The organism is Calothrix sp. CBUCES-K 9914, assembly GCF_059640475.1.
Map to the genome: position 1 here is coordinate 1 of NZ_JBXXZH010000069.1, position 22,556 is coordinate 22,556.

The 22,556-nt window shown below is 40.1% G+C and carries 9 protein-coding genes; all 9 read right to left on the minus strand.

Annotation, left to right across the window (positions count from 1 at the left end; genetic code table 11):
- Nucleotides 1-97: 97 nt before the first annotated feature.
- The gene (locus AC2JBO_RS17170; protein ID WP_496954867.1) at nucleotides 98-364 is read right to left on the minus strand and encodes a hypothetical protein; all 267 of its coding nucleotides are present in this window, start codon (nucleotides 362-364) and stop codon (nucleotides 98-100) included.
- Between the two features lie 160 nt (nucleotides 365-524).
- Complete coding sequence (locus tag AC2JBO_RS17175; protein WP_496954868.1) at nucleotides 525-3,347, minus strand: hybrid sensor histidine kinase/response regulator; 2,823 nt, start codon at nucleotides 3,345-3,347, stop codon at nucleotides 525-527.
- Nucleotides 3,348-4,204: 857 nt separating this feature from the next.
- Entirely contained in the window at nucleotides 4,205-8,299 is a 4,095-nt protein-coding gene (locus tag AC2JBO_RS17180; RefSeq protein WP_496954869.1) for a non-ribosomal peptide synthetase, read from the minus strand.
- A gap of 291 nt (nucleotides 8,300-8,590) precedes the next feature.
- A complete protein-coding gene (locus tag AC2JBO_RS17185) occupies nucleotides 8,591-9,898 on the minus strand; it encodes an MFS transporter (RefSeq protein WP_496954870.1) in 1,308 nt (435 codons plus the stop codon).
- A gap of 10 nt (nucleotides 9,899-9,908) precedes the next feature.
- The gene (locus tag AC2JBO_RS17190) at nucleotides 9,909-13,988 is read right to left on the minus strand and encodes a non-ribosomal peptide synthetase (RefSeq protein WP_496954871.1); all 4,080 of its coding nucleotides are present in this window, start codon (nucleotides 13,986-13,988) and stop codon (nucleotides 9,909-9,911) included.
- 525 nt (nucleotides 13,989-14,513) lie between these two features.
- Nucleotides 14,514-19,601, minus strand: coding sequence for an amino acid adenylation domain-containing protein (locus AC2JBO_RS17195; protein WP_496954872.1), 5,088 nt, complete (start codon nucleotides 19,599-19,601; stop codon nucleotides 14,514-14,516).
- 101 nt (nucleotides 19,602-19,702) lie between these two features.
- Nucleotides 19,703-20,212 (minus strand): condensation domain-containing protein, encoded by a 510-nt coding sequence (locus AC2JBO_RS17200; RefSeq protein ID WP_496954873.1) that lies wholly within the window; start codon nucleotides 20,210-20,212, stop codon nucleotides 19,703-19,705.
- Between the two features lie 128 nt (nucleotides 20,213-20,340).
- A complete protein-coding gene (sbnB, locus tag AC2JBO_RS17205; RefSeq protein WP_496954874.1) occupies nucleotides 20,341-21,372 on the minus strand; it encodes a 2,3-diaminopropionate biosynthesis protein SbnB in 1,032 nt (343 codons plus the stop codon).
- Nucleotides 21,373-21,435: 63 nt separating this feature from the next.
- The gene (gene sbnA / locus AC2JBO_RS17210; RefSeq protein WP_496954875.1) at nucleotides 21,436-22,533 is read right to left on the minus strand and encodes a 2,3-diaminopropionate biosynthesis protein SbnA; all 1,098 of its coding nucleotides are present in this window, start codon (nucleotides 22,531-22,533) and stop codon (nucleotides 21,436-21,438) included.
- Nucleotides 22,534-22,556: the final 23 nt, after the last annotated feature.

Sequence of the window (22,556 nt, forward strand, 5' to 3'; positions counted from 1 at the left end):
CCAGGGCAATATTACAAACAAAACCCTTCTCTTCTGATATACAAAGAGAAGGCTTTTGTTTTTGGCGATTTTTTATACAATTGGTACAGTCAAGCTTTTATAAATAGCTAAGGTCTAGAGGAAATTTAATACTTTCTCCTTTGTAAAATTTAAAAGCTGAATCGATAAAATCTTGACTCCTTTTAGTCCTTTGAGTCATTAGATTTTGTAACTCACCTGGAACAGTTGCTCCTATTCTTTCAAACTTTAATCTATAAATGCGCTCTTCTTCTCCAACCATAAGATTAACTTCAATCTCATTAGATTTTATGAATTTTGTCATCTTAAGGACAACAAATGTAGTCGCTATTTTTCCTTTAATCATTGTGGTGTCTGGCAAACGACTAACTTTATCTAATAATTCAAAAAGTTATCTAGCATAAATTAACGTTTATTGTTGGGTCTCGTTCCTCGACACCAACCTACAAAAATTTAAAACCGGGAGCAGTATTGGCACGCCACTAACTTAAGCTAGAAAACTTGATCTAAGGGTTGGGTGGAAGAAGGGAAACAATAGAGGATAAAGTTTTCAATAATTCCACTGCTGTATAAGGCTTGGATAAAAATGCTTTGGCGCCAACGTCAGCAGCTTCGGCCATTTTCTCGGTTGATGCGAGTCCACTTGTAGCAATAATCTTAACCTGCGAATTTATTCTTTGTAAGGTGCGAATAGTAGTTAGCCCGTCCATCTCTGGCATCATCATATCTATCAAAACTACGCTAACTTCAGCTTTACGTTGAGCATATAGTGCTATCGCTTCAATACCATCACTAGCCGTAAGCACCTTATAATTAGCCATCTCTAACGATATTTTAGTTATTTCCCGAATCGAAAGTTCGTCATCTACAACTAAAACTAATTCTCCATGCCCCTTTGGCTGCTCCAAGTCTTCAACTTGCTCAAAAAGGGCGCCTTCTTGTGCAGGTAAGTACACCTTAAACTGGGCGCCAAGCCCAACTTCACTATACACATTAACAAAACCACGGTGGTTTTTAATAATACCTATAACTGTTGAAAGACCTAAACCTGTACCTTTACCAACTTCTTTAGTTGTAAAAAATGGCTCAAAGATTCTTTGTAATATCTCATTTGAAATGCCTACTCCTGTATCCGAAACAGTAAGCATTATATAATTACCAACTTTTGCCTCAATATTCATCTGGGCATATTGTTCATCAATATAAATATTTTCAGTGTAGATACTTAAAGTTCCACCTAATGGCATTGCATCGCGCGCGTTAACTACTAAATTCATTAATACTTGATGCAGTTGAGTCGCATCTGCACAAACAGTCCAAAGATTTGGCGATATATCGGTATATATCTTTATGGATTTGGGAAATGTTTGTTTAACGATTTGCTCAATCTCTAAAAGTAAATGCTTAACTTGAAGAATAGTGCGCTTACCTTCAATTCCTCGCCCAAATGATAGCACTTGCTTGACCAAAGATGCCCCACGTTTGGCACTTACTTCTAATTCTGTAAGCAACTGTTGACTATTGACATCAGAGATTTTTTCCTGCAACAGTTCAGCAATCATTAAAATTGGCCCTAGCGCATTGTTTAGATCGTGGGCAATACCACTAGCAAGAGTACCAATGCTCTCTAGTCGCTGAGAGCGGAAAAGCTGTGCTTCGAGTTGTTTCTTCTCAGTAATGTCAGTGTTGACAACCAAAATTGATATTGGTTCTCCTTGTTGTGAGCGTACTAGTGTCCAACGACTTGAAACAATTATTTCCTTACCGAACTTGTTAAAGCAATGTAACTCACCTTCCCAAAAACCACTCTCAACTACAACTTGCTGCACTTGTTCTAGTTGAGACACTTCTTGGTATAAAAGCTGATTGGCATTTTGACCCCTAACTTCCTGCTGCTTCCAACCATATATACGCTCGGCGCCCTTGTTCCAAAATATAATTTGATTGTCAAGAGTTTGTACATTAATAGCATCGCTGGCAACATTAAGTAACGCAGCTTGCTCGCGGATTTTCTCTTCAGACTTTTTGCGTTCAGTAAGTTCAGTTTTAACTTGCTCAAAAAGCATAGATTGTTGAATTGCGATTTCCACCTGCATCGCTAATTGTTGAAGCAAGTCAATCTCCAACTGCTGCCACTGTCGCGGTGACGAACAGTGATTAGCCACTAGCAAACCCCACAACCCATCTTGCACAATTGGTACTACCAAATTAGCTCTAATTTGAAGTCGAGCTAATAAATCAACATGGCATTTGGATAATTTTGCTGTATAAATATCCTCAATAGCTTGAAACCTACCTTGTTGATATAGCGTTTGACCAAACGGTTCTTCAAAAAAAGAATCTTTGATTTTTGTTCCCAAGATAGAAGGACAAAAAGAAGCGACTGATTCTACAGCTACATATCCACTCCAATCAGGCTCAAAGCGATAAATAAATACACGCTCAGTTTGAAGAAACTGCCGAACTTCAGATACTGTAGTACTAAGAATTTCTCCAAGATTAAGAGACTGGCGAATGCGTTGTGCCATGAGTGCTAACAGTCGCTCTCTTTGTACTTGCTGTCGCAATATTACCTCAGTACGTCGTCGTTCGGCTAACTCAGCAAGTTGTTCTGCACGAGTTTGGCATTCACGCTTGACCCTCTCTCTATAATTGCGGAAGAAATCAGCTAAACCAGGCTCGTCTTCAAGTAAAGCTCCAAAATGATTAATAACTCGCTTATCTGCTTCATAAGCCACTTCAGGGTGGGCTTCCATCCACACATGACACGTTTTAACATAAGCGATAAATGCAACTAAATGCTGGTAGTTAACAGAACCCAAAACACAGCGCAACTCATGACGATAATGTTCGGAACAATCTGGTAAGGCAATAAAAATTGAACAATAAAGTAGACTTTCTTCAAGTTGTGAGTTTGGTTCAGGCCAGATAATTAAACTCGCAGACTGTGCTGCAAGGAAACTGAGATGTTTTTCAAAATCTGTTGATAACGGAACGGTTGCTTCAAGCAACTCTAGAACCTGTTTTGCGCTCATCCCTAAAGGACGCAAAGTACAACTGTGGCAAATCATACAGTAAGGAACAGCACAGAAGCGCGAGAGGTAAGCAGAAAGCTTTTCCTTAAACAGAGTCGGCAACGGATTGTTGACATACGCGATCAAAGTCTGTTGCCATAGGTTTTCCAGAACCTGTGGAGTTTCATTAGCTGGTGCAAAGAAAGGTGGAACAAAACCAAATTTTAACTCAATTTCTGCCTTAATTTGTTCGCTGGTTCGCTCAAAAGTTATGGCAGGATTAATTTGCTGTTGAAAATTAAAAACTTGTGACATTGTGTTTTTAAATGGCTAACAAATAAGGAATTTATTAATCAAGGCTATATCTGTTTACTGGAGTTGTAACGCGCGCGATTATAAAGTCATACCAACTTCGGCTTACAAAGTTTCGAGAAATAAAAGCCAAAAATGATACCACTGTAGATAGTTTTTTCAGTAATTCCAATATACAACATAACCTTATGTAATTAGAACTTGCTGGTTAAACGAGTAGCCGTAGAAGGTATTAAACGAATAAATTGGTATCTATCAAACTATGGTAACAATAAAACTTTGATTTTTTCACGGTTAGTTTCAGAAGCTACTGCTCCCCTATAAATATATCCGGCGCCAATGGGAAGTTAATAAACTACGTTCTGACAAGCTGTTACAATCTACCTGTAACGCGCGTAATTATAATAGACTTAAAATGTTTGTAATTAGATGCTATAATTGTAACGAAGTGGGGTTGAAACTGCATTGTTAAATCAAGCAAAAAAATTATCCTTACGGTTTGAAGTTGACAACTCTTGAGCAAAATATAAACGTGCGCCGATTTTATGAGAAACATGGTTTTGTAGCAGGAGCAACAGGAATTAATCCAATTAACTTTCAGCCCAATATCGAATATTGTTGGAATCCTTGAAACAATAAAAATTTTGCAGGCACCATAGCTACAAGCTCCATGCTGCTATCAGCATTTCTAATCAAACCTTGCGCCTCAACTATTGCCGTTGTAATTTGGTATCCTTAATACTGTTGGGATAATGTGGATTTAATTTACATCATAGGACGGGCAGGGATGCCCGTTCCACAAGACAATAGTACTATAGTTTATTAGATTGTAATTTAAAGATTTTTTGTGAAGTGTAAATTTAATTACGAGGTTTTTTAAGTAGATAAGTTTTTAGGTGTTGAGCAAGGGTTTCGACATTCGGCGCCTTTAGCATATTTAAATGGTTGCCTGGAATTATATAAGTGTCTACTCCTTCACTCGTTAGCGCATCCCAACCCATATTTTGATCTTGAACGGCGCCTTTTGATTGAGGATTTGTTCTGAAAAGAGTAATTCGGTTTTGGTAGACTTGTGGAACGTAGTTGAGGACTGTTTGAGTGTTAGCTTGAAAAATACGAAGCATTGGGCGAATGGTTAGCTCATTCAAAATTTTAGACTTAGATTTGTCAAAAGATTCGTCGGATATAAGGTTTGCGATGGCTGTATCTCCTTGAATAAAACGCGATAATAAATTAGTACCAATCTGTCTAACAAATTTATTATGATTATTTGAAGCTACTAATAAATAACAATAATCGAGTATAAAAGACCAGATATTACGCGCGACTACGGTGAAAATATATTTTAAACTATCGCCAATAGAAGGTTGATTACTAGAAACAGGCGCCGGAGTGTCGAGTAATGCTAGTATTGCCACCTCATCCCCATTTGATTGTAACTGTTGAGCCATTTCAAAAGCTACTAAACCACCGAAAGACCAACCAGCTAAAAAGTAAGGACCATTCGGTTGTACTGTACGTAATGCTTCAATATAGCGTGTTGCCATATCCTCAATGCGAGTTAATGGCGTACTTTCTCCGTCGATGCCAACAGGTTGTAGCCCATAGAAAGGTTGATTTTTTCCCAAATGATGAGCTAATTCAAAATAAGGGAGAACAACACCAAAAATAGGATGTATACAAAATAAAGGTGGATTTTCTCCATGAGGCTGAATGGCAACTAATGGAGACCAAGAAGTATCATTTGAAGATAACTGATTTGCTAAAGTTTCGATTGTTGGATTTAGGAAGAGAGTAGATAATGGTAAATCTCGCTTCAAGTGCTTATGTATTTTTTCTATAAGCTGTACAGCTTGTAACGAATTACCTCCCAGATCAAAGAAATTATCATTAATACTTACACGCTCAACATTAAGAACTTCAACCCATATTTTTACTAGTGTTAGCTCTGCTTCTGTACGAGGAGCAACAATGGTATTAAGCACTTTAGTGCTATTAGTTACAGGTAGCGCACGATAATCAACTTTGCCAGATGGTGTCAGTGGTAAAGAATCTAATAAAACAAAAGCTGAAGGCACCATATACTCTGGCAATTTTTGTTTTAAAATTTGTTTTAAGTTATCTAGTTCAATTATTGATGACTCTTGCCTCTTAACAATATAAGCCACTAAATGCTTATTACCTGATTCGTTATCTCGAACAACAACTACTGATTGTTGTACATCTTGATGTTGATTTAGTACTGTTTCAATCTCTTCCAACTCGATACGAAAACCGCGAATTTTTACTTGATTGTCAATGCGGCCTAAAAACTCAATATTTCCATCTGGTAAATAACGCCCTAAATCACCCGTTTTATAAATCCCACACCCTCGAAGGGTGGGGCTATAGGAGCGAAGCCCGCCTTCGCGGGCTAGAGTGGAATTTACATACCCGCGCGCTAGTCCATCACCACCAATATATAACTCGCCCACAACCCCAATTGGTACAGGATGCAAATGCTTATCTAATATATATACTTGAGTATTAACAATCGGGCGCCCAATTGATAATTTATCACTCACACTGCTAATTTCTGTAACCGTTGACCATACAGTAGCCTCAGTTACTCCATAAGCATTAAAAAAGTGACGGGTTTGTAGTTTCCATTTTTTGACAATATCATGAGTACAGGGTTCTCCAGCACAAATGATAGTTAGCAGTGCAGGAAACTCTGTTTGCGGCAAAACTGCTAGTACAGTGGGTGGAAGCGTAACATGAGTAATAGCATTGCGAAGTAAGAGTTCGGCTAAAGGTTTTCCAGGTAAAAGGGATTCCTTTAAAGCTAGATATAGAGTTCCCCCTGTTGTCAATGCCATGACAATTTCAAAGATTGAAGCATCGAAACTTAAAGACGCAAATTGTAATACGCGCGCGGTTGGTTGTAAGTTAAAGGTTAACTGTTGAGCGTGTATTAAGTTAGTTAAACCTCGATGCTCTATTTGTACTCCTTTGGGTTTTCCTGTGGAACCAGAGGTATATATTATGTAAGCTAGGTTGTTGGGGGTTAGGTTACTGGTGGGGTTTATTTCGGGTTGTTGTGTGATATTTGAGTTTTGATTGATGTAAATAATAGATTGTTGATCCCCCCAACCCCCCTTGATAAGGGGGGCTATAGATGAAGGTAAGGAGGAATGTGTTAGTAAGATGGATACTTGAGCATCTTCTAGCATGTAGTGAAGACGCTCTGGGGGATAGGTTGGGTCTAAAGGTAAATAGGCGCCACCTGCTTTGAGGATGCCTAAAACTCCTACTATCATATCTATGGAACGCTCTAAGCAAATACCAACTAAAACCTCTGGTTTAACCCCAACCTGTTGTAGATAATGTGCTAGCTGGTTTGCTCGAATGTTGAGTTCACGATAAGTTAACTGTTCATCTTCAAATACTACAGCTATAGCATCCGGAGTCTGTTCAACTTGCACTTCAAACAACTCATGAAAACAATCTTTCTCCCCCCTTACTAAGGGGGGTAGGGGGGGATTAAACTCAATCAGTAATTGATGCAGTTCAACCTCTGTTAACATTTGTAAATCAGAAACTCTCTGCTGCGGATTCGCAACAATACTTTCTAACAGCGTTTGAAAATGCCCCAGCATCCGGGTAATTGTGGCGCCATCAAACAAATCCGTACTATACACAACTTGAACATTGATTTCTTGGTTTTGCCACAGATGAAACTCTAAATCCAACTTCGCGCTATAATTCTCAATCTCAAACACTTCAAACGTTAATCCAGGTAACTCTAATGGTTCTATTGGAGTATTTTGGAGTGAGAAAGCAACTTGAAACAGTGGATGATAACTTAAAGAACGCTCAGGTTGTAAAGATTCGACGAGTTTCTCAAAAGGTAAATCTTGATGAGCATAGGCGCCTAAAGTAACTTCCCTCACTCTACCCAACAATTCTAAAAACGTTGGATTGCCAGATAAATCAGTACGCAACACTAAACTATTGACAAAAAAACCAATTAACCCTTCTATTTCAGTGCGGTTGCGATTTGCAATTGGTGAACCCACAACGATATCAGTTTGTTGCGTGTAACGATAAAGTAAAATTTTAAATCCAGCCAAAAGCGTCATAAACAAGGTAATGCCTTCAAATTGGCTAAGTGCCTCTAAAGACTTACTTAAAGATAGTGGAAGCTGTAAAAATTGTTTTTCTCCTCCATAACTTGGAACAGGTAGTCTTAGTCGGTCAGTAGGAAAATTTAATACTTCTATACCATCTAACTGACTCTTCCAATAAGCTAATTGATTTTCTAGCACTTCTTCCTGCAACCACGTGCGCTGCCATTGAGCATAATCAGCATATTGAATAGGTAGTTCGGACAAGGATGTAGAGACGTGACATATCACGTCTCTACAGCACACGGCATTTTGATAAAACGCGCTTAATTCTCGAATTAACACCCCAATTGACCAACCATCAGCCACAATATGATGCAAATTCAACAAAAGCACATGTTGAGCTTCTTCAAGTTTTATCAAAGTTACTCGCAGTAACGGTGCAGTAGTTAAATTAAAAGGACGTTTAGATTCTTCAATTCCAATTTGCCGTAATTGTATCTCGCGCTCTGCAACTTCAATATTGTGTAGGTCAATTATAGAAACAGGTATAGTCAAAGAAGCCGCAATTACCTGCACAGGTTCACCGTTTACCAATATAAAAAAGGTACGTAATACTTCGTGGCGCCGTACTATCTCGTTAAATGCTTGCTGTAGCGCAGTTATATTAAGCAAACCTGTAATACGAAGCGCTGTTGAGACATTATATAAAGGATTGTCTCTTTGTAACTGGTCGATAAACCATAATCTTGCTTGAGCAAATGATGTAGGAAAAACAAAAACTTCTGTTTCTTCAGGGAGATTAACTTTTTCCTCGGCTGATGATACTGATGTTTGCTCAATTGCCATTGACTATACCAACGTTATTGTACTAATTTTAATATATAGAAGCCGCTTATATAATAGTTCTAAATATAACTTATGTTCTTTATTAAGGTTCGCCATCAGGATACTTTGGTATTGTAATTTTAATTTAAATGCAAATGATGCGGAAAAGGCGCCTCTTCTACGTTTTGCCATCGGATAATAACTTCTCCACCCATAGCCCGTATTGCTGCTTCAACATTCTTGAAGCTACAGTAATAGGACGGGCGAGGATGCCCATCCCACAAGATGGTTAATTAAATTTTTGGAAGTCTCTTAAATTTGATCTGGCAGTTCATCTTCCACTAATCGCAGGCGGGGATATTGGTAGGCGATTATAGATATTAATATAGATATAGCTCCCATAATCATAAATAGCAGACCAATGCCACGACCCTGACCAACACCTATTAGTTGTCCGACGCTCCCAGCTAACGAACCGTTGGCTGCCATTAAAGGCTCGAATACACGGTCGGCTAGGGGTCCTGCAATAATATAAGCTATTGGTTGCAATCCACTGACAATTACTCGCTCTACTGCAAAGACTCTCCCTTGCACTTCTGGCGCCACTTTTCTTTGCCAAATTATTTGACTACAGCAGTTGATAATAGGCGAACCAAAAGCAAATAAGAAGGCAGCAACTGCTATAAGTGCGAAAGAAGTACTTGACCCTGTTACCAAAATGCACAGTCCACCCAACATTTGAAAACCTAAGATACTATAGATTTGCCGCGATGGTATTTTTCCAGTACTGATTACTATAGTACCCGCAATCATACCAACACCATCGATAGATAGAATAATGCCAAGGATGGCTGGAGAGGTAAAAGATAGTACTAATGGTGTTAATAATACACTTACTATTGCCAAAATAAAGTTGCAGGCGCCGAAGAAAATTAGTAGTCCCAGTAGCCCAGGTCTAGACGTGATGTAGTTCCAACCGTAGGCTACCTCAGCAAGCAGAGAGGTTTTTTCGACTTCCTCTTGAGGAGTGTTTTTAATGTTAGGAAATCGCACTAAAAGCAGGGTAATCATCGAAAACAAAAAGGTAATAAAATCGATAAGGATAACACCTTGCAATTTAATGGTGACAAGTAATGCACCTCCTAGCACAGGAGGTAAAAGCATTTTGAGCGCATCTCCTAACTCGGTCATGCCGTTGGCACGGGCAAGGTGCTGTTTAGGAACTAATGTAGAAATAGACGCACTATATGCAGGCCATTGGAAGGTATTGAAGATGGAACTCGCTGCTGTCGCTATATATACGTGCCAAATTTCTAAACGATTAGTAAATAGCAAAAGGGCAACTGCTAGGATACTCAAACCTGAGCCACAATCACTAACTATCATACAATGACGACGGTTCCAACGGTCTACTAAGGCGCCTGCAAAAGGTGAAACTAAAATTGGTGGTACTTGACTAAATATAAAAGCAAGTGCAAACTGAGTAACTGAGCCAGTACGTTGGTATATCCATATATCTAGAGCAAAGCTGGTTAGTCCAGAACCGATAAGGGAAACCATTTGTCCGAACCAGACGAGAATGAAGACTCGCATTCTCTGTTCTATGCAGTGTTTAATCATTTTCTTTTCCTCAATCATTTGCCTGCAATTGTTCAAGACAAACCTGTAGCTTTTGAGCTAAAATCTCGACATTAGGTTCGCTAACCATAGTGTGGTGGTCGCCAGGTATCCAATGGATATCCACGCCCTGTGCTAACTTTTCCCAACCGATAATTGGGCTTACACAATCTGCTGCGACTCCCCCTTCAGCGAGGAAGAGAGCAACTTTGCCTGGGTAAGGTTGGGGGTTGTAATCATTTGCTGCTAGGATATGGCTTTTGAAAACCTTTAGTAGACGTTGTGCTTGAGCTACATCCAGTTCTGGCGGTATTCCCAATATTGCGCCATTATTCCTAGCAAGTAGCTCTGTAAGAAAATCTGCATCGTCCGCTTCGTTTAACTCTTCGTACTCCGTAAAAGGATAGGTATCTAGCAATGCTAACAAGGACACCTGCTGACCTTGCGCTTGCAGTTGCTGGGCTATCTCGAACGCCACAAGTCCGCCAAAACTCCAACCTCCGATTAGGTAAGGACCTTGTGGCTGCACAGTTTGCATCACTTCGATGTAATAAGCAGCCATGTCTTCAATTTTATTGTGAAGCTTTTGTTCTTCATCCAAATCTAAAGATTCAAGTCCATAGACTGGTTGCTCTGGGTCTAAATGACGTGCTAAATTCAGATACGCTAAAACTGTACCGCCACCTGGATGGACACAAAAGAGTGGGTGCCGCTTTGAGTCACCTTGCTGAAGTGTTACTAGGGTAGACGAAGAAAAATTTGTTTCGGAGCGTATTGTATTCGCTAGCTGTTCGACAGTGGCGCCATCGAAAAGTGCTGCTAAGGAAAGCTTTTTGTTAAACTTCTGTTGAATTCGAGCTATTAGGCTTACGGCTAATAAAGAATGTCCACCTAAGTCAAAGAAGTTGTCCCGAATTCCAATAGGATGTACATGCAGTATTTCTTCCCAGATTTGTGTTAGTTCTAGTTCTAACATGTCACTTGGAGCAACAAAACTAGCGGTTGAACTTAGCCCAATATCTGGTACTGGTAATGCACGACGATCAACTTTGCCATTAGGTGTTAAAGGTATAGACTCTAACATCACAAACGCCCCAGGCACCATATATTCAGGCAGCTTTTGTTTAAGAAAATCACGTAGTTCTTTATTACTAAGTACCGAGTTGGGAACAACATAAGCTACTAAGTACTGGTTGCCGGGTTGATCGGAACGAGCGATAACTACAACTTCTCGCACTTGCGGATGTTGTGTCAATACTGCTTCTATTTCTCCTAGTTCGATCCGGAAACCACGAATTTTTACTTGGTAACCTATACGGTTGAGAAATTCAATATTGCCATCTTTTAGATAACGTGCTTTGTCGCCAGTTTTATATAATAAGTGCTGAGTTCCGAGTGCTGAGTTCTGAGTGGTGTCTTTAAAAGGATTATCAATAAAAACTTGCTGTGTCAGAGCTTCGTTGTACAAATAGCCACGTCCAACACCAACTCCACCTACGTAGAGTTCTCCTGCTACCCCAACAGGGACTGGTTGTAAATGTTTGTCTAGTATATATAGTTGCGTATTTGATACCGGGCGCCCAATTGGCAAGTTGAGAACGGATTCTTCAGGTGGAGTGTAAATTGGGTAATGGGTGACATCATCTGAACACTCGGTTGGACCATAAGCATTCATCATTGGTATTGCTGGGTAATACTTAAACCAGTCACGGCATAGTTGGGGTGGTAAAGTTTCACCTGTTAACAACAACCAACGCAATGAGGATAAATCAGGTTTATTATTTGCATCTAGCTCAATGTGTTCGAGCATCATTCGCAATAATGAGGGGACAATTTCTAAAATTGAGATTTGTTGAGATTGTACTAGTGTCAACAACTCGCCAGGGTCTTGTGTAATGGATGTGGGAACTATCTCAACTCTTCCACCAACTAACAGCGCGACTAAAAATTGCCAAATACTAATATCAAATGTTTGTGCTGCGGTTTGGGCTACTATATCAGTTTGAGTTAGTTGTAAATCTGTGACTTTCGCGTACAAATGATTGAGCATTCCCCGATGTTCGAGCATTGCTCCCTTGGGCTTACCAGTTGAACCGGAGGTGTATATTACGTAAGCAAGGTTTTCTGGAGTTGAGCGTATTGGTAAGTTTTCTGTTGAATAATCAAGGGAATCTAAATCTTCAAGCAATAATACTTGATTTGTGGAACGGGCATCCAGGGAGCCTGTTCTTAATTCTGGGCGCTCCGGGATGCCTGCTCCACAAGATGAAAAACTTTTAGCTGATAATATTAGTGATACTTGACTTTGTTCTAATACTTGGCGATTACGTTCGGCTGGATGATGAGGGTTGAGAGGTAGGTATGCTCCACCTGCTTTGAACACTGCTAGCATCGCCGTCAAGAAATCAATGTTGCGCTCACTATTTAAGGCAACAATTGTTTCTGCTCCGACTCCAAGAGAAACTAAATGTCTTGCCCAGCGATTTGCACGCGCGTTTAATTGTTGGTAAGTTAGTTGTTGGTTTTCAAATACTACTGCTATTGCTTTTGGGTTTTTCTCAACAATTGCTTCAAACTGTTGGGTAAAAGTTTGCTCTAGTGGGTAGTCAGCGCCTGTATTGTTCCATTCAACGAGTAACTGATGCTGTTCGGTTGCACTTAGTAATGGTAATTGTGCTACTTGCTGTTTGGGATTCGCAACAATACTTTCGAGCAAGGTTTGGAAATGAATAACCATTCGCTCAATTGTTGTGATCTCAAATAAGTCGCTGTTGTATACTAGTTCTCCACTAAGTCCTGTCTCTGTTTCCATCATTGAGAGAAATAAATCATCCCTTGCCGTGGCATCTTCTAGTTCCATAGGAGTTAGAGTTAACCCAGGTAGTTCTAATGTTCCGATTGGAGCATTCTGCAATACGAACATCACCTGATATATTGGTGTATGGCTAAGGGTACGTTCTGGCTGAAGTTCCTCTACTAGTTTTTCAAAGGGTAGGTCTTGGTGGTCATAGGCGCCCAATGTTGTCTCACGCACTCGCTCTAATACCTCTAAGAAAGTAGGGTTTCCCTGAAGTCGAGTGCGTAGTGCTAAAGTATTAATAAAGAAACCAATTAGAGATTCGACTTCGCTACGGTTGCGGTTAGCAATGGGTGAGCCAATAACTATATCCTCTTGACCACTGTATCGATACATTAAGGTGCTAAAAGCAGCAAGCAGAGTCATAAACAGCGTTGTTCCTGACAGAGTACTCAGATTTTTAAGTTTCTGCGTTAAATCTTGATTGAGTTGAAAATGTTTAGTACCACCTTGAAATGTTTGAATTGGGGGACGTGGTTTATCAGTGGGTAGCGATAAAATACTTGGCGCCTCTGCCAATTGTTGCTTCCAATAGTTAAGCTGTGTTTGCAGTACGTCTCCACTTAGCCACTGCCGTTGCCAATGAGCAAAATCAGCATATTGAATTGGCAGTTCAGGGAATGGGGAGGGATTTCCCGTTAAGAAAGCTTCATAGAAACCTGCGAGTTCCTTATATAAAATTCCTACTGACCAACCATCAGAGGCAACATGATGCATTACTAAAATCAGTATATGTTCCTCTTCGCTTAACCTTAATAAAGTTGGACGCAGCATCAAATCAGAGGAAAAGTTAAACGGATATTGCGTTTCTTTTTTTAGGATTTGTTCAATTTCTGTTTCATAGTTAGTACTATACAAATCACTTAAATCAATCAATGTTATTTTGACTGTCTGGATTTCAGCAATAACTTGTATTGGGTTTTCATCTATAGATATAAAGTTAGTACGTAATGCCTCATGACGAGCAACAATTGCGTTTAAGGTTTGCTGTAATGCTTGCAGATTGAGAGTACCATCTAACTTGACTGCAATCGAGATGTTGAAAGGGCTTAATGGTTCTAATTGATTTAAAAACCATAGTCTTTGTTGAGAAAAAGACAATGGGCAAGGTTCAGATGTTGGCCTACGTGGGATAATTTGGGCTACACTAGTATTACCCTTTTTCATCAGCCGCTGCTGTAGTAGTGCCAGCTTTTCTGGAGAGAGATTAGCGATACGTTGACTCAAATTACTCATAAGGAATTATCCTTTTCTTTTAAGATTCCCGACAACTTTTACGTAGTTTGGAATCTGAACATCGCAAAGGTTTACATTATTTCTATACAGATGGATATTTAAACTTATGCATTTTCTTTTTCAAGTTGCTCGAGTTCTTCCAACGAGCGCGCTTCTTGTGGTTCATCTCTCAATACTGCAAGGTATAGCTTAAGTGCGATTCGTTGTTGATCGAATCTCGGTAATCAGTCCGTACATAACTCAACCATCAATAATACCCAAGGGTACTGCACCGCAAGCCATGTGGCAGGGTGTAGGGGAAGCCTGAAAAATTATCAGACACCGCCTTTGATCAATTTGTGTAATTTTACAAGACTTTCGAGGTGCTGTTCAAGTTGAAATTGGAATGTAGAGACCGTATTTAATACGGTCTCTAAGGGGTTTCGATATTTAACCAACTTATTAGATCAAATTTGGTGGGTTATATCTTAATAATTCTTCCTCTGTTAGCTGCACAGGCGCTTTGGCCTATCCTACAAGCTACTGTTATAAACTTTCTTCAAGTTCTTCTAACTCAGCCAAAATGCGATCCATGTCTTCTAGCTCTGTTTGAGAAGCTAAACACTCGACTATGCTCACAGCCAAATCAGCTATAGTTTGCTTCTCAAATAGTGTACGTAAAGGAAGTTTAACCTGGAAGGCATCTTGTATTCTAGAAATAACCTGAGTTGCGAGCAGAGAGTGTCCACCCAACTCAAAGAAATTGTGGTAAACGCCAACCCTTTCGACTCTAAGGATTTCAGCCCAAATGTCGGCAAGTATCTCCTCTACTGGTGTACGAGGCGCCACAAAAGTATTTTCCAATTCGGAGTGTGCTTGCTCTAATTTAGAAAGAGCCTTGCGGTCTACCTTGCCGTTAGGGGTTAAAGGCAGAGAAGAGAGCATCACGAAGGCTGATGGCACCATAAATTCGGCTAGTTTCTCTTTCAAGTAACTACGAAGTTCGCTCGTTGAAGGCGCCTCATGGTTGGGTACAATATAAGCTACTAAACGCTTATTACCTGGCTCGTCTTCTCTAACGATAACCACAGCTTCCTGTACTTGAGTGTGCTGACTTAAGTGCGCTTCAATTTCTCCCAACTCAATACGGAAGCCGCGAATTTTTACCTGCTGGTCAATACGACCGAGATATTCGATGTTACCGTCAGGTAAATAACGAGTTAAATCACCTGTTTTATATAGGCGTGCAGAATCTTTGCTGAATGGATTAAAAATAAATTTCTCGGATGTCAACTCTGGACGATTTAGATAACCCCTTGCTAACCCAGCACCACCGATGTGCAGTTCCCCAGGAACTCCGACAGGAACAGGTTGAAGGTGACGGTCAAGAATATAAACTTGGGTGTTGGCAAGTGGGTGCCCAATAGGTGGTTGAGATTTGCTATTGGTACAAACAGCCGTGGTAGCACAAACGGTCGATTCAGTTGGTCCATAACCGTTTATAAAACGTCTTCCACCAGACCATTGGGCTACTAAATCAGGAGGACAAGCTTCTCCTGCGACGATAATAGTACGTAAAGAAGGAAATTCTACAGTCGGCATTGCAGCCAGCGCACTAGGAGAAAGGGTAACATGAGTAATGCGCTCACGAAGCAGCAGTTGCATTAAATTTCGTCCAGGCAGCAAAGATTCTCGTGTTCCTAAACAAAGCGTAGCTCCAATACAAAGAGTCATAACAACTTCTGAAATTGAGGCATCGAAGCTAAAAGACGCAAATTGCAGTACACGACTATCAGGTTGAACATCGAATATGCTGATTTGTGCTAGAGCAAGGTTGCATAGTCCTTGGTGGGCGACTAAGACACCTTTCGGTTTTCCTGTAGAGCCTGAAGTATAAATTACATAAGCTAAGTTGCTGGGTTGTACATTGCTGTTGACACTAGTATCGTGCTGAGAAATTGCCTCCCAACCTTTATCAAGACATATTATTTGCCCTATGTACTCAGGTAAATTTGCTACCAATTTTTCTTGAGTTAATAGCACTTTTACCTGCGAATCTGACAACATGAAACTTAATCTATCTTGGGGATATGCAGGGTCTAAGGGTACGTAAGCACCACCTGCTTTGAGAATCCCTAACAGTCCTACTATCATCTCCAAAGAACGCTCGACACAAATACCAACCAGTACCTCCGGCGCCACTCCCAATGTTTGTAGATAGTGTGCCAATTGATTCGCGCTCTGGTTTAATTCTCGGTAAGTTAGTTGTTCGTTTTCAAACACAACCGCTACTGCATCAGGCGTGCGTTCTACCTGTTCTTCAAATAACTGATGAATGCATTTATCATGGGGATAATCAACTTGGGTATCGTTCCACTCGACTAATAACTGATGCAGTTCAGCAGCATTTAACATTGGTAATTGCGTAACGAACTGTTGAGGATTGGCAACAATTCCTTCTAGCAAAGTCTGGAAATGTCCTGCCATCCGGTTAATGGTGGCAGCATCAAATAAATCTTTGTTATATACCAATTCCCCATTTAGCCCCGCCTCTGTTTCCTCTATTAATAAGGTTAAATCAAACTTGGCAGTGACATTCTCCATTTTGAAAGGAGTCATGGTCAAATTTGGTAGTTCCTGCTTTGAAGAAGGCGCATTTTGCAATGCGAACATCACTTGGAACAAAGGTGTATAACTAAGGGAACGTTCTGGTTGGAGGGAGTCAACTAATTTTTCAAAGGGTAAATCTTGGTGGTCATAGGCGCCCAAGGTCACTTCTCGCACTCGTTCTAATAACTCAACGAAAGTTGGATTTCCTTGAAGTTGAGTGCGTAATACTAAAGTATTGACAAAAAAGCCAATTAGTGGGTCTATACCACTGTGGTTGCGGTTGGCGATTGGAGAACCAATAACTATATCCTCCTGACCACTGTAGCGTGAGAGTAAAGTGGCAAAAGCTGACAGCAGAGTCATATACAGAGTTGCTTCTGACTTTTGCGAGAGAGTTTTGAGTTTATTCGTTAACTCCTGATTAAGTTGAAAATATTCAGTGCTACCTTGGAATGTTTGAATTGATGGGCGTGGTCGATCCGTTGGTAATTCTAACAGAGGTGGCGCCCCTACTAACTGTTGGTTCCAGTAGTCGATTTGTGTTTGTAACACCTCCCCACTTAGCCATTGCTGTTGCCAGTGAGCAAAGTCAGCATATTGAATTATCAACTCTGGCAACTTTGAAGGTTCGTAAGCACAGAAACTTTGGTAAAGTGCAGATAACTCACTAATAAATATGCCCATTGACCAGCCATCAGAAACAATGTGGTGCATCGTTAGTAGTAACACATGCGATTGTTCTGCCAACCGTAGCAAAGTAACTCGTAGTAAGGGGCCGTTTGAGAGGTCAAAGGGTTGTTGAGCTTCATAGAGTGCTAACTGTTGTACTTGGGCAGACTTTTCGTGTTCTGGCAAATGTTCGAGGTTTACTACTGGAATCGTTATATTAATACCGTTGCTAATAACCTGCACAGGAGAACCATTTACTACTTTGAAGGTAGTACGTAAAGCTTCGTGGCGCCGCACGATTTCTTGTACAGCCATCTCTAAAGCTTCTACATTCAGCTCACCTGTAAGCCGTAGAGGTTCTGGCATGTTGTAGGTGGCACTTCCTCCTTCTAATTGGTCGAGGAACCACAATCTAGCTTGAGCAAAGGATAGAGGTAAGTATTCATTCCGTGGTACTGGCGTAATCGCTGGTATCTGAGCTTGCTTAGTCTGGTATGAATCAATTAATTCACTCAAAGAAGCTACAGTCGGATTCTCAAACAAAAGGCGTAGGGATAAATCGATACCAAAAAGTGACCGCAACCGTGAAATTACTTGAGTTGCCAGTAAAGAATGTCCTCCTAATTCAAAGAAGTTGTCGTAAATCCCCATTTGTTTAAGATTCAGGACTTCTGCCCATAACGGAGCGAGAATTTCTTGTGTTGGTGTAGAGGGGGGAATAAAGTTATGAGTTTGTTCAAGGTTTGGGACGGGCAAACCACGACGGTCTATCTTACCGTTCGGGGTTAGGGGCATAGACTCCAACATTACAAAGACCCCTGGTATCATATAATCAGGCAGCTTTTGTTTGAGGAAATCACGTAGTGTACTGTTTTCAATTTCCCCGCTCTTGACAATATAAGCCGCTAAGTACTGATTACCAGATTGGTCAATTGCAATTACTACTACCTGTTGCACTTGTGGGTGCTGCTGAAGTACTGCCTCTATTTCTCCTAACTCAATTCGGAAGCCGCGAATCTTCACTTGGTAATCAATGCGACCAATAAATTCAATGTTACCGTCTGGAAGATAAAGAGCCTTGTCGCCTGTTTTATATAAACGTGCGCCTGCTTCCGTTGAAAAGGGATTTTTGATAAAAACTTGCTGTGTCAGAGCTTCATTGTATAAATAACCACGTCCAACACCAACACCACCAACATAAAGCTCTCCAGCAACTCCAACCGGGACAGGTTGTAATTGGCTATCAAGAATATATAGTTGTGTATTTGATATTGGGCGCCCAATTGGCAGGTTGAGTATTTCCTCTGATGGCACCACGTAGATCGGGTAATGAGTAACATCATCCGAACATTCAGTTGGACCGTAGGCATTCATCATTGGAACGCGCGGGTAGTAGTTCAACCAGCGACGACATAGTTGTGGTGGTAAAGTTTCACCCGTTAACAGTAACCATCGTAAATCGGATAAATCAGGTTTATCATAACCGTCATCGATGAGTTGGAGTATCATCCGTAGTAGCGATGGTACAATCTCTAGAATCGAGATTGAGGAGCGCTGTACCAATGAAAGTAACTGGGCAGCGTCTGTAGTAACTTCTGTACTAACAATCTCAACTTTTCCACCAACCAGCAGCGCTACTAGAAATTGCCATATACTAATGTCGAAAGTCTGTGCTGCTGTTTGCGCCACAATATCGGTTTGACTTAGCTGTAAATCTGTTACCTTCGCATACAAATGATTAAGCATCCCACGATGTTCGAGCATTGCTCCCTTGGGTTTTCCTGTTGAACCCGAGGTATATATTACATAAGCGAGGTTATCTGGCGAGCAGCGTACTGGTAAGTTCTCACTTGAATAATCAAAGGAATCTAAATCTTCAAGCCACAATATCTGACTTGTGGAACAAGATGAAAAACTTTTAGCTGATAATACTAATGGTACTTGACTTTGTTCTAATACTTGGCGTATACGTTCGGGTGGATGATGAGGATTGAGAGGTAGGTATGCTCCACCCGCTTTAAATACCGCCAGCATTGCTGTTAAAAAATCTATATTGCGCTCGCTATTCAATGCGACAATTGTTTCTGCTCCTACACCAAGCTCAACTAAATGCCTTGCCCAGCGATTTGCACGCGCGTTTAATTGTTGATATGTTAGAGACGCGACATGTCTCGTCTGTACATCTTCAAAAATTACCGCTACTGAAGAAGGAGTTTTTTCTACCTGCGCTTCAAACAATTGAGGAAAACACTGGTCTAAGGGATAGTCGGCGCCAGTATCGTTCCATTCAACCAGTAATTGATGTTGTTCGGCACTTAATAATGGTAATTGTGCTGTTAAATTAGAAAATTGCATAACCATACACGTTTTCAACTAAAAAAAATGAGCGTAGAGCGTAGTAGTAGTAGGTTGGGTCTCAGAACGGAACCCAACATACAAGTTTGTTCAGATAAAATTTAAACCGAAAACATTTGAGTGAAAGATAATGACTCAACCGAGAAAGCTTCGTAAAGCGTCGCTATCTCTCTAATAAATTCCTCTGTAGACCAATTACTATTAATAATGTGATGCATTACAATCAGCAGTACATGCTCTTGTTCACCAATCTGCAACAACGTAGCCCGCAGCAAAGGTTTATTAATTAGATAAAAAGGTTGCTGAACTTCCTCAGTTGCAAGAAGCACCACTTCGATAAGTTGCTCCTCTTGTGATAACTGGCGCCAGTCCACAACTGGTAACGTCAAACTCAAGTGGGGAGCAGTAATTGGAACTGGTTGCTCATCGATAATTGTAAAAGTGGTTCGTAAATTTTCGTGACGTTGGATAATTTCATTCAGGCTCTGCTTTAATACTTCTACATTGAGTAAACCTGTAAGACGAAAAGTTATAGATATATTATGCAAACAATAAGATAATTGTTCTTCTGTCAATTCTGCCGTATCGTGAGTAGTGCAATAGTCAATCATGATAAATATACCTTGTGTTTAAATTTTGGCAACGGATGATGAACGGATGTAACGGATAGTTGATTTTAGATAATTAGTTTTGTTTGTAACTAGTAACCCATCCGTTACATCCGTTGTATCCGTTGCAATTAGTCTTCTCTTTCTAACCAAGGAATTGGTAAAAATGAATCAATAGTAGTTCCTTGGTTTTGTTCTTTAGCAAGTTTGTAAGCTAACTGTCCTAAAGCGAGGTCAAGAACACCAAGTCCAAAAGGACTAAATATGGCAATTTTGTTATTGTCAGGTCGTGCTGGGACAGTGCGATTAAGAATATCGCCAATGGTTGCTCTAATAAAATCTCTGTTGCCTACTTGTTGTTCTGCAAGGTGAATTGATGTTTGCGCGCGGCTTACATGGTCTACATCATCAACAATGTTATCAGCCGATAATATAACGGAGGGCGCCAAGTCTCGTAAAGAGGTGTGCAAAATTATAGTACCAGGACGGCATTTAGAAATATCAGATATATGTGGCTTAGTCGCAGTTGTTGCAAAAGCAATTACCTCGCTATTGACAAAAATTTCATGTTCGTCTGAAACAACTGTAATTTCCAAGCTCTTAGAAAGTTGCTGACATTTAGACTTAAATTGCTCCGCTCTTTCTAAACTCAAGTCATAGATTAGTAAGGTTTTGATATCAGGACAAGTAGTTAGAAGAAAACGAACAGTTTCAAAATTAATTAATCCAGTGCCAATTAATCCTAATGTGGTTACTGTTTGTTCATCCCGTAACGATTGAGCCGCAATTGCTGCACTAGCAGCAGTACGTTTTGCACTGATTACAGAACTTTCCATAATCGCTTGTGCATGACCTGTTTGCGCTGAGTTAAGAATTAAAACCGCTGAAGCTCGTTCCATACCTAAAGCTAAATTACCTGGAAAAGAAGCAATCCATTTGATACCTGCTGTATTGACTCCACCACCCAGGTAAGCAGGCAAGGCAATAATTCTGTCTTTTTCATTATTTGGAAAACGTAAAAAGTTAGAATGAGGTAAACAAGTATCGCCTTTAGCATGTATTTGATAAGCTGATTTTACTGCTTGTAATATTTCCTGGTCACGGTTTTTGAAAAGTGTAACAATATCATCACCTTTTAAGAAGAGAATGTCATCTTGATTCATAGTAAAAATCCTGTAGTTTGCTTTTAATTTGGTTAAAATTTGGTTGTGTTTTAGAAATGTCAACTATCCAATATCGCCGAAGTGATCCATCACCCAAGTTTCTGAATAAACTGTGTCAAGATATCGTTCACCACGGTCGCAAAGAATCGCAGCACAAATGGCGCCAGCTGGTATTTCTTTGCGTTTTTTATCAATAGCACTTATAACTGCTCCTGATGAACCTCCAGCTAATATTGCCTCAGTGCGAAGTAGGTGACGGCAGCCTAAAATGCATTCAACATCAGTAACATGTATAACTTCATCTTCGAGTCCAGGTTGGAATAACTCAGGAACGCGCGCTGCACCATGTCCCGGAATGAGTCGTTTACCCCGTTTGTCACCAAAAATGACGCTGCCTTTTGCATCAATAGCAATAATTTTTGTTTTAAGATTGTGACTTTTTATATAGTCAGCGCATCCACGGAGTGTTCCACAGCTACCAGCAGCAAGGAATAAATAGTCTAAATTGCCATCAAGAGCAGTTATAATTTCGTGCATCGTCTGATGATGCGCGCGTGCATTATTTAAGTTGGCATACTGATTAGACCAAAAGCTATTAGGAATTGAGGCAAGCAATGATTTAACGAGTGCAATGCGCGCAGGCAAAAAGTCACCTGTTACAGGGTCAGGTTCCGTTACAAGTTCAACTTGCGCTCCATAAGCTTTAAGAATATTGATATTTTGTGGGGTAGTTTTAGGGTCAATTACACATATAAAACGTAAACCGAGAACAGCACATGCTTGCGCTAACCCAATACCTAAATTTCCCGAACTAGATTCAATAATTGTAGAGCCAGGTTGAATATCTCCGTTCTCAAATGCATTCATTAGCATATTTAAAGCTGGACGGTCTTTAACGCTACCTCCGGGATTAAACATTTCTAATTTTGCAAAAAGTTGAAATTGAGCATTTTTGAAAACTTTTTCTAATTTCACTAGTGGTGTATTACCAACTATCGATAAAATTCCCGAATTTAATCTGCTGACGCTGACATTTTCTTTTGAAGAGATATCTACTTGATCTAGCAACTGCATTTGTCTTATCGAACGCTTTTTAGGACTAGTGAAAGGACTTGAAATAGTAGAAGTAGATGATTTAGTTTTGAGAATTGGATATGACATTTTTTTACTTCCTTATTACCTTG